This is a genomic window from Nonomuraea sp. NPDC049695, assembly GCF_040674955.1.
GTDB classification, from domain to species: Bacteria; Actinomycetota; Actinomycetes; order Streptosporangiales; family Streptosporangiaceae; genus Nonomuraea; species Nonomuraea helvata.
Genome location: NZ_JBFANV010000007.1, coordinates 155,454 through 167,884 on the forward strand (window position 1 = coordinate 155,454; position 12,431 = coordinate 167,884).

General features: G+C 70.7%; 14 protein-coding genes. 5 read left to right on the top strand and 9 right to left on the bottom strand.

The features are described 5' to 3' along the window. The first annotated feature begins 44 nt into the window (after positions 1-44). Positions 45-914, top strand: a complete 870-nt coding sequence (locus AB0J64_RS09255; protein WP_364023113.1) for a LysR family transcriptional regulator — start codon at positions 45-47, stop codon at positions 912-914. Here AB0J64_RS09255 and AB0J64_RS09260 read toward each other — a convergent pair. Then, on the bottom strand, positions 895-1,491 hold the full coding sequence (locus tag AB0J64_RS09260) for a TetR/AcrR family transcriptional regulator (protein ID WP_364023116.1): 597 nt from the start codon (positions 1,489-1,491) through the stop codon (positions 895-897). The two genes, AB0J64_RS09255 and AB0J64_RS09260, sit on opposite strands and share 20 nt — an antisense overlap. Before the next feature lie 81 nt (positions 1,492-1,572). Between AB0J64_RS09260 and AB0J64_RS09265 the strand changes: the two genes are divergently transcribed. Then, positions 1,573-2,526: a zinc-binding dehydrogenase gene (locus tag AB0J64_RS09265; protein ID WP_364023119.1), complete on the top strand. Its 954-nt coding sequence runs from the start codon at positions 1,573-1,575 to the stop codon at positions 2,524-2,526. A gap of 30 nt (positions 2,527-2,556) precedes the next feature. On the opposite strand, the gene AB0J64_RS09270 is transcribed toward AB0J64_RS09265, so the two are convergent. From AB0J64_RS09270 to AB0J64_RS09285, 4 genes are all read right to left on the bottom strand, one after another. Further along, positions 2,557-3,501 carry a serine hydrolase gene (locus tag AB0J64_RS09270; protein ID WP_364023122.1) on the bottom strand — a complete coding sequence of 315 codons (945 nt, stop codon included), beginning with the start codon at positions 3,499-3,501 and terminating at the stop codon, positions 2,557-2,559. A 61-nt stretch (positions 3,502-3,562) separates the two neighbouring features. Then, entirely contained in the window at positions 3,563-4,084 is a 522-nt protein-coding gene (locus AB0J64_RS09275) for a flavoprotein (protein ID WP_364023125.1), read from the bottom strand. A gap of 25 nt (positions 4,085-4,109) precedes the next feature. Next, on the bottom strand, positions 4,110-5,498 hold the full coding sequence (locus AB0J64_RS09280) for an MFS transporter (RefSeq protein ID WP_364023128.1): 1,389 nt from the start codon (positions 5,496-5,498) through the stop codon (positions 4,110-4,112). Positions 5,499-5,555: 57 nt separating this feature from the next. Beyond that, positions 5,556-6,287, bottom strand: a complete 732-nt coding sequence (locus tag AB0J64_RS09285; protein ID WP_364023131.1) for a class I SAM-dependent methyltransferase — start codon at positions 6,285-6,287, stop codon at positions 5,556-5,558. 127 nt (positions 6,288-6,414) lie between these two features. Between AB0J64_RS09285 and AB0J64_RS09290 the strand changes: the two genes are divergently transcribed. Beyond that, complete coding sequence (locus AB0J64_RS09290) at positions 6,415-7,773, top strand: LCP family protein (protein ID WP_364023134.1); 1,359 nt, start codon at positions 6,415-6,417, stop codon at positions 7,771-7,773. On the opposite strand, the gene AB0J64_RS09295 is transcribed toward AB0J64_RS09290, so the two are convergent. Continuing rightward, positions 7,770-8,243, bottom strand: a complete 474-nt coding sequence (locus tag AB0J64_RS09295; protein ID WP_364023136.1) for a tetratricopeptide repeat protein — start codon at positions 8,241-8,243, stop codon at positions 7,770-7,772. The genes AB0J64_RS09290 and AB0J64_RS09295 overlap by 4 nt on opposite strands. 67 nt (positions 8,244-8,310) lie before the next feature. Here AB0J64_RS09295 and AB0J64_RS09300 point away from each other — a divergent pair, with 67 nt between their 5' ends. Both AB0J64_RS09300 and AB0J64_RS09305 read left to right on the top strand, forming a co-directional pair. Next, the gene (locus AB0J64_RS09300) at positions 8,311-9,240 is read left to right on the top strand and encodes an ATP-binding protein (protein WP_364023139.1); all 930 of its coding nucleotides are present in this window, start codon (positions 8,311-8,313) and stop codon (positions 9,238-9,240) included. Between the two features lie 77 nt (positions 9,241-9,317). Next, positions 9,318-9,704 carry an SCO5389 family protein gene (locus AB0J64_RS09305; RefSeq protein ID WP_364023142.1) on the top strand — a complete coding sequence of 129 codons (387 nt, stop codon included), beginning with the start codon at positions 9,318-9,320 and terminating at the stop codon, positions 9,702-9,704. 29 nt (positions 9,705-9,733) lie between these two features. On the opposite strand, the gene AB0J64_RS09310 is transcribed toward AB0J64_RS09305, so the two are convergent. From AB0J64_RS09310 to AB0J64_RS09320, 3 genes are read right to left on the bottom strand one after another with little or no spacing between them, the layout of a single operon-like run. Then, positions 9,734-10,714, bottom strand: coding sequence for an LLM class flavin-dependent oxidoreductase (locus AB0J64_RS09310; RefSeq protein ID WP_364023145.1), 981 nt, complete (start codon positions 10,712-10,714; stop codon positions 9,734-9,736). Position 10,715: 1 nt separating this feature from the next. Then, positions 10,716-11,387 (bottom strand): ribonuclease HII, encoded by a 672-nt coding sequence (locus AB0J64_RS09315; RefSeq protein ID WP_364023148.1) that lies wholly within the window; start codon positions 11,385-11,387, stop codon positions 10,716-10,718. A gap of 14 nt (positions 11,388-11,401) precedes the next feature. Then, positions 11,402-12,361 carry a LysR family transcriptional regulator gene (locus AB0J64_RS09320; protein ID WP_364023151.1) on the bottom strand — a complete coding sequence of 320 codons (960 nt, stop codon included), beginning with the start codon at positions 12,359-12,361 and terminating at the stop codon, positions 11,402-11,404. Positions 12,362-12,431 lie beyond the last annotated feature (70 nt).

Here is a 12,431-nt window from a genome sequence, read left to right on the forward strand (position 1 = left end):
TTAGGTCCAGCGCGGATTTCTTCGTTCGAGATTAAGCTGAGCTTATGCTCGACCCGCGCAAGCTCCATCTCCTCCGCGAACTCGCCCGGCGCGGCACCATCGCCGCGGTCGCGGAGGCGGTCACGTTCACGCCCTCGGCCGTCTCCCAGCAGCTCAGCGCTCTGGAGCGGGAGGCGGGCGTGCCGCTGCTCGAGCGCACGGGCCGTACGGTGACGCTTACGCCCGCGGGCCACCTCCTGGTCGAGCACGCGCACGCCGTGCTGGAGCAGCTCGAACGCGCGTCGGCGGCACTCGCCGCCGCACGCGGCGGACCCTCGGGGCCGCTGCGGATCGGCGCTTTCCCCACGGCGACCCGCGTGCTCCTGCCCCCGGCCCTCGTCGGCCTGACCGGCGCGCATCCCGGGCTGGTGCCGATGGTCTCCGAGATCGACCCCGCCCACGTCTCGGCCGCGCTGCGGGCGGGAGAGCTGGACGTGGCGCTCGTGCACGAGTACGACTTCGTGCCGCCGGTGACCGACGCGTCCATCGAGACGGAGCCGCTGTTCAGCGAGCCGATGTACCTCACCGACCGGGCCTCGGTCGCCGACGCCCGCGCCGACGCGTGGATCACCGACAGACCGGGCACCCTCTGCCACACCATGGCGATCAGGGCATGCCAGGCGGCCGGGTTCGAGCCACTCGTACGGCACCACATCGACGACTTCGACACCGTGCTCGCCTTCGTCGCCGCCGGTCAGGGGGTCGCGCTCGTACCCCATCTGGCGGGGATCGCCCCGCCCGAGGGGGTCACGCTCACGCGCCTGCCCTTGAGCCGCCGCACGCTGGCGGCGTTCAGGCGGGGGAACGGCGAGCACCCGGCGATCAGGGCGGCCATCGCCGCCTTCCACGCGGCGATCACCCACCTCCCCCTCTGAGCAGCCCGTCGACCAGGTCGGCGAAGGCGGCGGCCAGCCGCTCGTGCTCCCCGGCCCGCAACTGGGTCGCGATCGGCTCCATGTGCAGGGTGCCGAGCAGCATGTGGGCGATCTGCTCGGCGTCCACGTCGGGCCGTCCTTCGGCGATCAGCCCGGACACGTGCCGGTGCCAGGCCAGGTAGACCGGGTTTTCCTCCCTGGGCTGCTCGCCATGGCTCTTCCTGGTGACCATGGCGTGCTCGATGGCGCTCAGGAGGTTTCCGTTGCGCGCCGCCAGCTCCGCCACCGACGCGAAGAACGCGACCAGCCGCACGGCCGGCTCCGCGCCTGGCCCCAGCGGCGGCGGTCCCTCGGTGAAGGCCTGCTCGAAGTCGCGCGCCCGCTCGCTCATCAGCTCGAGCATGAGCCCCGTACGGCTCCCGAACCGGTGGAAGACCGTCCCCTTGCCCACGCCGGCGGCGGCCGCGACCCGCTCGACGGAAACCTGCTCGGGCGGGTGCCGCCGCAGCAGCTCCTCGGCCGCCCGCAGGATGGCCTGCCTGTTGCGCGCGGCGTCGGCCCGCTCTCGACGTTCCATCCGGGCATTCTTTCCCATGGACAAACTTGACCAGTGGTCCATATATTAACTGGACCATCGGTTCAGATTTTGGGGAGAGACATGCGCGCGATCGTCCTGTCCGAGAAGGGCGGCCCCGAGCGGCTCGAAGTGGCCGACGTGCCGCGCCCGACGCCCGGCGAAGGCCAGGTCCTCGTCCGTACGCAGGCCGTCGGCGTCAGCTACGCCGAGACGCAGATCCGGGCGGGCACGCTGCCGTTCCCGCTGCCGCTGCCCGCCGTGATCGGCGCGGAGGCGGCCGGCGAGGTGGTCGAGGTGGGAGAGGGGGTGGACGCCAAGCTGCTCGGCAGCACGGTCGTGGGGGTGACCGGCGGGCTCGGGTCGTACGCCGAGTACGCCCTGCTCCCGGCCGCCATGACGGTCGCGGTGCCGGACGGCCTGAGCCCGGTGGACGCGCTCGCCGCCGCGGCGCCCGGCGCGATAGCCCTCGCCCTGCTGCACAAGGCGCGCCTCGAGGGCGGCGAGACCGTGCTGGTGGAGGCGGGTGCCAGCTCGGTGGGGACCTACCTCGTGGAGCACGCCAAGGAGTTCGGGGCCGGCCGGGTGATCGCCACCGCCGGCTCGGCCGCCAAGCGGGAGCGGGCCGCTCGCATGGGCGCGGACCTGGTGATCGACCACGGCTCGCCCGACTGGCCCGGCGAGCTGCCGGACGTGGACGTGGTCTTCGAGTCCGTCGGCGGCACGGTGGCCAGGCGGGTGCTCGACCACCTCACCCCGGGCACCGGCCGGATGCTCTACTACGGGCTGCTGAGCGGGGAACCCGCCGCCATCTCGGCCGCCGACCTGATGGAACGCGGGGTGACGGTGACCGCCTGCAGCGGGCCCGGGTGGGCCGGGGAGGTGTTCACGACGCATCTCCCGGCGATCCTCGCCCGGCTCGTCGCCGGGACGAGCAGGGCCTATGTCGACCGTACGCTGCCGCTGGAGGAGGCGGCGGAGGCCCACCGCCTCCTGGAGAGCCGCGCGATCACTGGGCGGATCCTGCTCGTCCCCTGAGCGTCAGGCGTCAGGCGTCTCTCCTGAACGTCAGGCGTCGAGAACCGCTTCGAGCACGGCCACGGCACTGGCCTGGCCCTGGTCGTACTCGCCGGCCGTCACCGCCACGACGAGCTCGTCCTCCGCCCGGACGAGCAGGCGCTGCCCCCCGTTCCCGATGGCCCCGGCCCAGCGGCTCTCCCCGGTGCTCACGTACCACTGGTAGCCGTACTCGAAGCCCTGGTCGATCACCACCCGCGGCCGCAGCAGCTCCTGGAGCCACGTACCGGGCACGATGTCCCGGCCGCCGTCGAGCACCAACTGCCCGATGGCGGCCAGGTCGGCGGGCCGCAGCCGCAGCCCGGCCGCCGCGCTCGCCGTCCCGTCCGTGCCCTTGGTCCACTCGAACCCGGTGATCCCGAGGGGCTCGAAGAGCGCGGTCGCGGCGTACTCCTCCAGCGGCCTGCCCGCCCCGCGCGCGATGATCCCGCCGAGCAGAGCGCTCGCCCCACCGCAGTAGAGCCAGCGCTTGCCCGCCTCCTCGATGACGGGGCGCTCCAGCACGTAGCGGTACCTGTCGGGCGCCTGCTCCATCGCGATCTCGCTGTTGGCGGGGCTGGTGTAGGGGGCGTCCTCGTTCCATTCGAGGCCGAGCGTCATGGTCAGCGCGTGCTCGATGGTGAGATGCGCCCGCGCGGGATCCGCCACCAGGTCCTGATATTCCGGGAACTGGGCCACCAGCCCCGCCCCCGGCTCAGGCACCAGGCCCTCGCCGAGCGCGATGCCGTACAGCAGCGCCACCACGCTCTTGGACACGGACCTGAGGTCGTGCAGCGTGTCCCGGTCGAACTCGACGTGCCCCAGCGAGTCGCCCAGCCGGTAGTCCGGGCCGGAGCCGTACCGTTCAAGGACCACCTTCCCGCCACGCATCACCACGAGGCCGTGGAAGTACGGAGCCTTGCCCGCACGCAGGATCTCGTCCACCTGTTCCGTCATTGCCACGATGTTCCTCCCGAAGTAGCTGCATCCCGGCATACAGCCTCACACGGTGTCAGGCTCAACCACCGAGCTCGGCCAGCGCACGCTCCCACGGGAAGCGATCAGCGTCGGCCTCGTCCGAGGCGAACTGCCCCGGCCCCAGCACGACGTTGACGCCCTCGGCGCGCAGCAGGTCGATGCTGCGCAGGAACGGCCGGCGGGCGGCCAGGGCGTTGTTGACGAAGGGGAGCACGACGACGGGGATGCCGAGCCCGGGAGCCTCGGCCAGCAGGCCCAGGGCATAGGTGTCGGCGATGCCCTGGGCGAACTTGTTGACCGTGTTGTAGGTGGCGGGCGCGACGACGATCGCGCCCGCCCGGGGCGGTTTCGGCTCGTGCGGCTTGCGATACCGGCTGCGGACCGGGCGGCCGGTCTGTCGTTCCAGCGCGGGCACGTCGATGAAGTCGAGGGCGGACGGGGTGGCGACGACCTGGACGGCCCACCCTCGATCCTGAGCCATGGCGACGAGCCGGCCGGCCTCCGAAGCCGGTCCCGCGGCGCACGCGATGATGTAGAGCTCCTTGCTCGGCGATTCCGTCACGCGGCCCAAAGCTACACGTCGACGCTCATGTCGCCGCGGTGAGCGGCGTCGCGATGGACTCCAGGCTCTTCCGTTCGGCCTTGACCCCGAACAGCAGCTCGACCAGCCCGCCCGCGATCATCACGAAGCCGCCGATGGCGAACGCGAGCGCCGTGTCCCCGGGCACCCCGCTCTCCACCAGGGAGGCGAAGACGAGCGGCCCGGCGATGCCGCCGGCGGCCGTGCCGATCGCGAAGAAGAACGCGATGGCGAGGGCCCTGGTCTCCATGGGGAAGATCTCGCTGACGGTCAGGTACGCCGAACTGGCCCCCGCCGAGGCCACGAAGAGCACCACGGACCAGCACGCGGTCAGCGTGACAGCGGTCAGCATGCCCTGGTTGAACATCCAGGCGGTGCCCAGCAGGAGCAGCCCGGACCCGATGTACGTGGCCGAGATCATCGGGACCCGGCCCACGGTGTCGAAGAGGTGGCCGAGCAGCAGCGGGCCGAGGAAGTTGCCGACCGCGATCACGGCGAAGTAGTAGCCGGTGTGCGTGTCGATCTTGTAGAAGGTGGTCAGGATCTGCGCGTACCCGAAGGTGATCGCGTTGTAGAGGAACGCCTGACCGATGAAGAGCGACAGGCCCAGGACCGTACGCTTGGGGTAGAGCGCGACCATGGTGTGCGCGATCCGGACGAACCCGATGGACTTGCGCTGGTGCACGGTGATCGACTCCGACGGCTCCGGCATGTCCACGCCGATCTGCCGCTCGATGTCGCCGACGATCTCCTCGGCCTTCTCCTCCTTGCCGTGGATGAACAGCCAGCGCGGGCTCTCCGGCACGTTCCGCCGTACCAGCAGGATCGCCAGGCCCAGCACCACGCCCAGGCCGAACGCGATGCGCCAGCCGATGTTCACGGGCAGGTCGTTCAGCAGCGGCACGGTCAGCAGCGCCCCACCGGCGGCGCCGAGCCAGTAGCTGCCGTTGATGATGATGTCGATGCGCCCCCGATGGCGGCTCGGGATGAGCTCGTCGATGGCGGAGTTGATGGCCGCGTACTCGCCGCCGATCCCGAACCCCGTCATGAACCTGAACAGGAAGAACCACCACGCGTGGAAGGAGAAGGCGGTCATCAGGGTCGCCGCCAGGTAGACGATCAACGTGATGAGGAACAGCTTCTTCCTGCCGAACCTGTCGGTCAGCCAGCCGAAGAACAGCGCCCCCGCGCAGGCCCCCGCGACGTAGAGCGCGGCGGCCAGGCCCGCGACCTGCGCCTGGGTGATCTCAATGCCGCTGCCCGGCTTGGCGAGCTGGGCGGAGAGGTTGCCGACGATGGTCACCTCGAGCCCGTCGAGTATCCAGACGGTGCCGAGCCCTATGACGATCATCCAGTGCCAGCGGGACCAGGGCAGTCGATCAAGACGTGCTGGCACTTTTGTGGTTATGGTACCGGTTTCCACGTCGCTCATAAGCTCCTGTGGCTACCCGGCTCATCGCTGGATAGGCTTCCTGGCTTCCAGGATGCGCGTGCCGAACCACGGCCCTCCGTACCAGAATCGCCAGCCCGCGTCGCGTCGCCGCACGTCAACCACGTCGAGCGAGCGCAGCGTGTCCTCGTACGCGTCCGTGTGCTGGAAGTCGGCGATCAGCATCAGCCCGCCGGGCCGCAGCACTCGGTGCGCCTCGCGCACGGCCTGCGCGCGCCCCTCGGCGTCGGGGATGTTGTGGATGGCCAGGCTCGACACGATCACGTCGAACGCGTCGTCGCCGAACGGCAGCTCGCGCATGTCGCCCGTCACCAGCTCGACCCGCTCGGAGACGCCCTCGGCCTCGGCGTTCGCCCTGGCCGTCGACTCGGCGTTGCCTGACTGGTCCTTGGAGCGCCAGAGGTCGATGCCGGTCGCCCTGCCGTGCTCGAGCCGTTCCGCCGCCATCAGCAGCACCGCGCCACGGCCGCACCCGAGGTCGAGCAGCCGCTCATCGCCCTTCAGCAGCTTGAGCTCCTCGGCCCAGACCACGAACTTGCCCCGCCGCGTCGTGTAGAGGTAGCTGACCGCGCTGGCCAGCGTGTAGAGCCCGCCGAGCAGGAACGCGATCCCGGCCACGGGGATGTCGAGCAGGAAGGAGATCACCGCGAGGGCCAGCAGCACGATCGCGCCTAAGAACAGACCGACCAGCGGCCAGGGCGCGTCAAATCCATAACTACCGTGTCGCTTGCGCATAGACACGTTATATCTCAAGGTGGTCTTGACGGGGAATTGACCTAACCCGTCGCCTTCCTACCGTCTTTCCCGCACAGCGCATTACTACGGTGACCTGGATGAGCGCACGATGGGGGTTTGACCAGGCATGACAGAGAACCGGCGGGGATTCGGCCTGGGGGCGAGCATGGCACTGACGCTCGCCTCGGCTCTGCTGTGGGGCGTGGCGCACCTCGCCGCCGAGCGCCTCAAGACAGGCCTGGCGCTCATGTTCGGATATGTGGTGATGCTCGCCGGCATCCTCACCATGTTCACCGCGTACAGCGCCAACCTGCTGTCGCTCGCGGTGCAGCCCCGCTGGCTCGTCGGGCTCACCGTGGCGCTGGTGGTGGTCGCGCTCGCCTGGACCGGCGTGATCGTCTGGTCCTTCCTCCTGGTACGCCCGCCGAGCGCGGACACCGTGGGCCGCTTCCTGACCACGACGCTGACCGCCGCCCTGTGCGCGCTGGTCCTGGCCCCGACCGTGTACGCCGCCCGGCTCACGTACCTGTCGCGAGACGTCGTGAACACCCTGTTCGCCCCCGCCGCCAGCACGCCGGTCATGGCCCACGACCCGTGGAACGGCGCCCGCCGGGTCAACTTCCTGCTCCTGGGCGGGGACGCGGCGCCGAGCCGGCCCGGCGTGCGTACCGACAGCATGACCGTGGCCAGCGTGGACACCGAGACCGGCGCCACCGTCCTGTTCGGCCTGCCGCGCAACCTCCAGCGCATCGAGTTCCCCGACGGGCCGGCCAGGGCGCGCTTCCCCTTCGGCTTCACCGGCAGCGGCCCGGAAACCCCCGGCCTGCTCAACGAGGTCTACCAGTTCGCCGAGGACAACCCGGACATGGTGCCGGGCGTGCCCAAGGGCAAGCGCGGCTCGACCCTGCTCAAGCAGACGATCGGCAACATCCTCGGCATCGACGTGGACTACTACGCCCTCGTGGACATGAAGGGGTTCGCGGAGATCATCGACGCCATGGGCGGCGTGAAGGTCACCATCAAGGAGCCCATCGTGTACGGCAAGTATCGCGAGGGCCTGCTGCCGACCGGCACCCGCAGGCTGTCCGGCGAGGAGGCCCTCTGGTACGGCCGCTCGCGTACCGACAGCGACGACTACGTCCGCATGGGCCGCCAGAAGTGCCTGCTCAACGCGGTCGCCAAGCAGGCCGAGCCGATGACCGTGCTCAACAGCTTCGAGCGGCTGGCCGTGGCCACCAAGCGGGCCATCTCCACCGATCTCCCGCAGGAGGTGCTGCCGGCCGTCGTGGACCTGTCACAGAAGGTCAAGGATGCGAAGGTCCGCAGCCTCAGCTTCGTGCCGCCGCTGATCAACACCGCGTATCCCGACTGGTCCCTGATCCGCCGCAAGGTCGCCGACGCCCTGGAGGAGCACCCCTCGGCCGGTCACTCGGCACGGACCCAAGACCTGGACAGCCCGGTCAACCTCGACGCGACCTGCGCCTAGAACGTCTCATCCAGGTGGTCCGCGTAGTACTCGACGGCCCGCCGGTAACCGCCGACCTGGCCCGACTCGGCGACCACCTTGAGCAATGCCGAGACCGCGTCGCGGGAGCGGCCGAGGTTGTAGAGCGTCATCGCCATGAACGTACGCAGCGCCGCGTCGCCGGGGAACTCCTCCAGCGCCCTGACGAACGTCTCCAACGCCTGGTCATACCGCCCGAGCCCGCGCAACGTGCTGCCGTAGCCGGTGTATGCCCCCAGCCGGTCACTCAGCTCCTTGCCCGCCAGTGCCTTCTCGTAGTACGGCACCGCCTCGGTCTCCAGGCCGAGCACGTCGTGCACCCACGCCGCCTGGTAGGCCACCTCGGCGTCGTCCGGATGCCGGCGCGCCAGCTCGACCAGCACCTCCCTGGCCTCCTCCGGCTTGCCCTCCTCCCGTAGACGCACTCCCCGGGCCAATTCGTCATCGCGCATGCGCACAGTGTGGCATGATGGTGCCGACTTGAAATGGAAACGGTTTTCATACTCGCATGGAGGGGCCGTGAGAGTGGCGTTCGTCGGAAAGGGCGGCAGCGGCAAGACGACGATGTCCGCGCTGTTCGCCCGGCACGTGGCGCGGCAGGGCGGGCCGGTGGTGGCCATCGACGCCGACATCAACCAGCACCTGGCCATGGTGCTCGGCCTCGACCGGCAGCCCGAGCCGCTCGGGGCCCACCTCACCGAGATCAAGGAGCGGCTGCGCGGCGACAACCCGCTCATCCCCTCCGCCGACGCCATGCTCAAGACGACCCCGCCCGGCCGCGGCTCCCGGCTGCTGAGCTTCGACGACCTGGCCGCCGACCCGTACGCGCTGACCACCCCCGAGGGCCTGCGCCTGCTGGCGACGGGCCCGTTCGGCGAGGACGACCTGGGCGTGGCCTGCTACCACTCGAAGGTGGGCGCGGTGGAGCTGCTGCTCAACCACCTGGTCGACGGTCCTGGCGAGTACGTCGTGGTCGACATGACCGCGGGCGCCGACTCCTTCGCCTCCGGGCTCTTCACCCGGTTCGACCTGACGTTCCTCGTCGCCGAGCCGACCAGGCAGGGCGTGGGCGTCTACCGGCAGTACCGCGACCACGCCGCCTCGTACGGCGTCGCGCTCGCCGTGGTCGGCAACAAGGTGCACAGCCAGTCCGACGTCGACTTCCTGCGCGGGCACGCGGGCGACGACCTGATCACCTGGATGGAGCACTCGGCCGCCGTGCGCGCCATGGAGCAGGGCCGCCACTTCACCCTCGACGACCTGGAGCCGGTCAACGCCGACGCGCTGGCCGTGCTGCACAAGGCCCTCGACGAGCAGGAGAAGGACTGGGAGCGCTTCGGCCGGCAGACCGTGGAGTTCCACCTGCGCAACGCCCGCGCGTGGGGCAACGAGCGGACCGGCCTCGACCTGGCCTCGCAGATAGACCCGGATTTCGTGTACGGCCCCTGAGTGCCCCCTCAAGGCATCTGGAGCAAGAACGTGTCCCCGCATAGCGTCACATTTGATCCCTTTCGAGAGGAGACAGCATGTCGCTGACCGTTCCGAACGATCTGCTCGACCAGGCCAGAGCCGGTGACGTGGACGACGCGGCATTCCTCGCGTGCGTCCGCGACTCGCTCCCGTACGCGTGGTCGCTGATCAGCGAGCTGGTCGAGCAGCGCGAGCAGACCGGAGCAGAGTTCGCCGACAACCAGGTGCCACCGCCGTCGGAGGAGGCCCGCGGCCAGCTCCTGCGCTGCCTGGCCAGCGACGCGATGCGCGGCGCGCTGGAGCGCCACTACGGGGTCCGCCTGGCCTTCCAGAACTGCCACCGGGTCGCCGTCTTCGACCTGGCGGCCACAAAGGCCCTGGGCGACTTCGTCACCGCGCGGGCTCAGATCCTCAACCAGCAGCCGGAGCTGGTGGACTGCTGACCCACGCGCGCCGGTGACCCCGATCGGGGTCACCGGCGCAGCATCGGCAGCACCTCGGCCCCGAACCGCCGCACGTTCTCCAACGTCCGCCGGTGCTCCCCCAGCCCCTCGACCAGCAGGATGAACCGGTCGATCCCGGTGACCTCCGCGGTACGCAGGATCGACTCGGCACAGTGCTCGGCCGACCCGACGGGATGAATCCTGGTCAGCAAGTCCACATATTCCGGGGTATGGCGTGAAGGTCTGGGCCGGCCGTCCACCGGCACGTACCCGGCCAGCCCCGGTTCCAGCCACCGAGGCAACGACTCCTTGATCTCGCGTACCGCCTCCGCCGTGGAGTCGGCCACGTACGCGACCCCGGCGGCGAGGTGGTCGCGGGCCGTACCGCCACGCGCCTCGTACTCCGCGACCAGCGCGGCCTTCTCCGCGTCCCCGATGTGCATCCCCAGCAGCATCGGCAGCCCCCGCTCGGCCGCGATCCCCACGGTCGACTCGGAGGTGCACGCGACCACGGGCCGCATCCGCGCGCCGGGCACCACCTGGACCTCCCTGAAGCGGAAGAACTCCCCGTCGGCGGCCACGGGATCTCCCGAGAGCGCGCCGAGCAGCAGGTCGAGCGACTCCCCTAACCCCCGCTCGAACCGCTCCAGCCCGGTCCCGAACACTTCCAGGTCCACCCACGGCCCGCCCCTGCCGACCCCCAGCGTGAACCGCCCGCCGGACAGGTGATGCAGCATGGCCGCCTGTTCGGCCAGCGCCACGGGATGCTGCGTGGACAGCACGCTGACGGCCGTGCCGAGCCCGATCCGCGAGGTCCTGCCGAGCGCGACCGCCGCCAGGGTGGCGGCGGAGGGGCACACGCCGTAGGACATGAAATGGTGCTCGGCGATCCACGCGTCGTCGAACCCCGCGACTTCCGCCGCCGCGATCAGCTCGACGGCGTTCGCCAGCACGTGACCTGGCTCCTGGCCGGGAAATCGCGCCGCGACGACGAAGACGCCGATGCGCATGTCAGCCGAACAGCGTTTCCTGGCCCTCGCACACCAGCGGGTCCCGATGGTGCTTGAGGTGCCGCCACTGGGGAAGATCGTCCAGGTATGACCACGAGAGCCGATGATGGGCGGTCGGCCCCAGCCGGGCGAGGGCCTCCTGGTGCAGGGGTGACGGGTAGCCGGCGTTCTCGGCGAAGCCGTACTCGTCGCAGCCGATCGTCCCCATGTACGTGTCGCGGCGGACCTTCGCCAGGACGGACGCGGCCGCGACCGAGATGCTCGCGGCGTCCCCCTTGATCTCCAGGCGCACCGGCCAGGGCGCGCCGATGTAGTCGTGCTTGCCGTCGAGGATCACCGCGTCCGGGCGTACCGGCAGCGCCTCCAGCGCCCTGCGGGCCGCCCTGCGCAGGGCCTCGGTCATGCCCAGCGCGTCGATCTCCGTGTGGGGGGCCTCGCCGAAGCCGATGCCGACCGCCCAGGCCGCCAGCTCGCCGGCGAGCGGCCCACGCCTGGCGGCCGAGAGCTGCTTGGAGTCCGTCAGCCCCGCCGGCGGCTCCGACAGGTCGGTGACCACCGCGCACACCGTGACGGGCCCCGCCCAGGCGCCGCGGCCCACCTCGTCGATGCCCGCGACCGTCCGGATGCTCGGCTGGGAGAGCAGGAGGTGCTCGATGTCGTACGTCGGCGCCATAAGCGCAAACGCTACTAGTCCAGGGCATCCTCCGGTGGGCGGCGTTCCGCGGCGCGTACCGGATCCAGGTCGGCCGCGATGTAGCGGGCGGCCACGTGGATGGCTCGGAGCGTCACCGACACCGACGGCCGGTGGACGCTGGACCGGCGGGCGACCGCGTGCACGTCGCGTCCCACCGGGTTGCCGGGGAGCCGGCGTACGGCCAGGCCCCGCACCCCGGCCGCCAGCGCGAGAGCCGGCACGGCCGCGATGCCGATCCCCTTGGCCACGAGCGAGAGGATCGTCCCCAGGCCCTCGAACTCCCACGGCGTGCGCCGGGCGCCGCCCACGTCCACGAAGAGCCGGTCCACCGCCAGCCGCGACGGCTCACCGTCGGGCGTCGCCATCCACGGCTCGTCCCGCAACTCCCGCAGGTCCAACGGCACGTCGGGGTCGGCGAGGCGGTGCTTGCGCGGCACCACGAGCACCATCGGGTCGTGCAGCAGCGGGAACACGCGCAGGCTCTCGCTGTCGCGCACGTGCCCGTACCAGTCGTCCACGAGCGCGATGTCCACCTCCCCCGACTGCACCTCGCGCATGCCCCGCCCCGACCTGCTCTGCCCCAGCCGGAGCGTCAGCTCCGTGTGGCGGCGCAGCGAGCGCGCCAGCGCCGGCGCGAACGCCACCGCCGCCGTCGGGAAGGCGGTCACCACCACCCGCCCCGCGGGCGTGCCCGCGTGGGCGGACAGGTCCGACTCGGCCTCCTCGACCATGGACAGGATGCGCTCCGCGTGCGCGACCAGCCGCCGCCCCGCGTCGGTGAGCTCGGCGCTGCGCGCGGTCCTGTCGATGAGGGCCGTGCCGGTCTCGCGTTCGAGCGCCACGAGTTGCTGGGAAACCGCTGACGGACTGTAGCCGAGCGAGGCCGCGGCCGCAGCGATACTGCCACGACGAGCAAATTCGCAGATCAGCACCAAACGCCGCAATTCGAGCATCAGTCTTCCTTATGCCTACCCACGAAAAGCCTCGCTTGTCGTGATGCCTTCATCCAACCACCCTGGGAAC

What these genes read in the sequence shown, in the direction of transcription:
- AB0J64_RS09255 (WP_364023113.1), top strand. Translation starts at nt 45, where the DNA reads ATGCTCGACCCGCGCAAGCTCCATCTCCTCCGCGAACTCGCCCGGCGC.
- AB0J64_RS09260 (WP_364023116.1), bottom strand. Translation starts at nt 1,491, where the DNA reads ATGGAACGTCGAGAGCGGGCCGACGCCGCGCGCAACAGGCAGGCCATC.
- AB0J64_RS09265 (WP_364023119.1), top strand. Translation starts at nt 1,573, where the DNA reads ATGCGCGCGATCGTCCTGTCCGAGAAGGGCGGCCCCGAGCGGCTCGAA.
- AB0J64_RS09270 (WP_364023122.1), bottom strand. Translation starts at nt 3,501, where the DNA reads ATGACGGAACAGGTGGACGAGATCCTGCGTGCGGGCAAGGCTCCGTAC.
- AB0J64_RS09285 (WP_364023131.1), bottom strand. Translation starts at nt 6,287, where the DNA reads ATGCGCAAGCGACACGGTAGTTATGGATTTGACGCGCCCTGGCCGCTG.
- AB0J64_RS09290 (WP_364023134.1), top strand. Translation starts at nt 6,415, where the DNA reads ATGACAGAGAACCGGCGGGGATTCGGCCTGGGGGCGAGCATGGCACTG.
- AB0J64_RS09295 (WP_364023136.1), bottom strand. Translation starts at nt 8,243, where the DNA reads ATGCGCGATGACGAATTGGCCCGGGGAGTGCGTCTACGGGAGGAGGGC.
- AB0J64_RS09305 (WP_364023142.1), top strand. Translation starts at nt 9,318, where the DNA reads ATGTCGCTGACCGTTCCGAACGATCTGCTCGACCAGGCCAGAGCCGGT.
- AB0J64_RS09310 (WP_364023145.1), bottom strand. Translation starts at nt 10,714, where the DNA reads ATGCGCATCGGCGTCTTCGTCGTCGCGGCGCGATTTCCCGGCCAGGAG.
- AB0J64_RS09315 (WP_364023148.1), bottom strand. Translation starts at nt 11,387, where the DNA reads ATGGCGCCGACGTACGACATCGAGCACCTCCTGCTCTCCCAGCCGAGC.
- AB0J64_RS09320 (WP_364023151.1), bottom strand. Translation starts at nt 12,361, where the DNA reads ATGCTCGAATTGCGGCGTTTGGTGCTGATCTGCGAATTTGCTCGTCGT.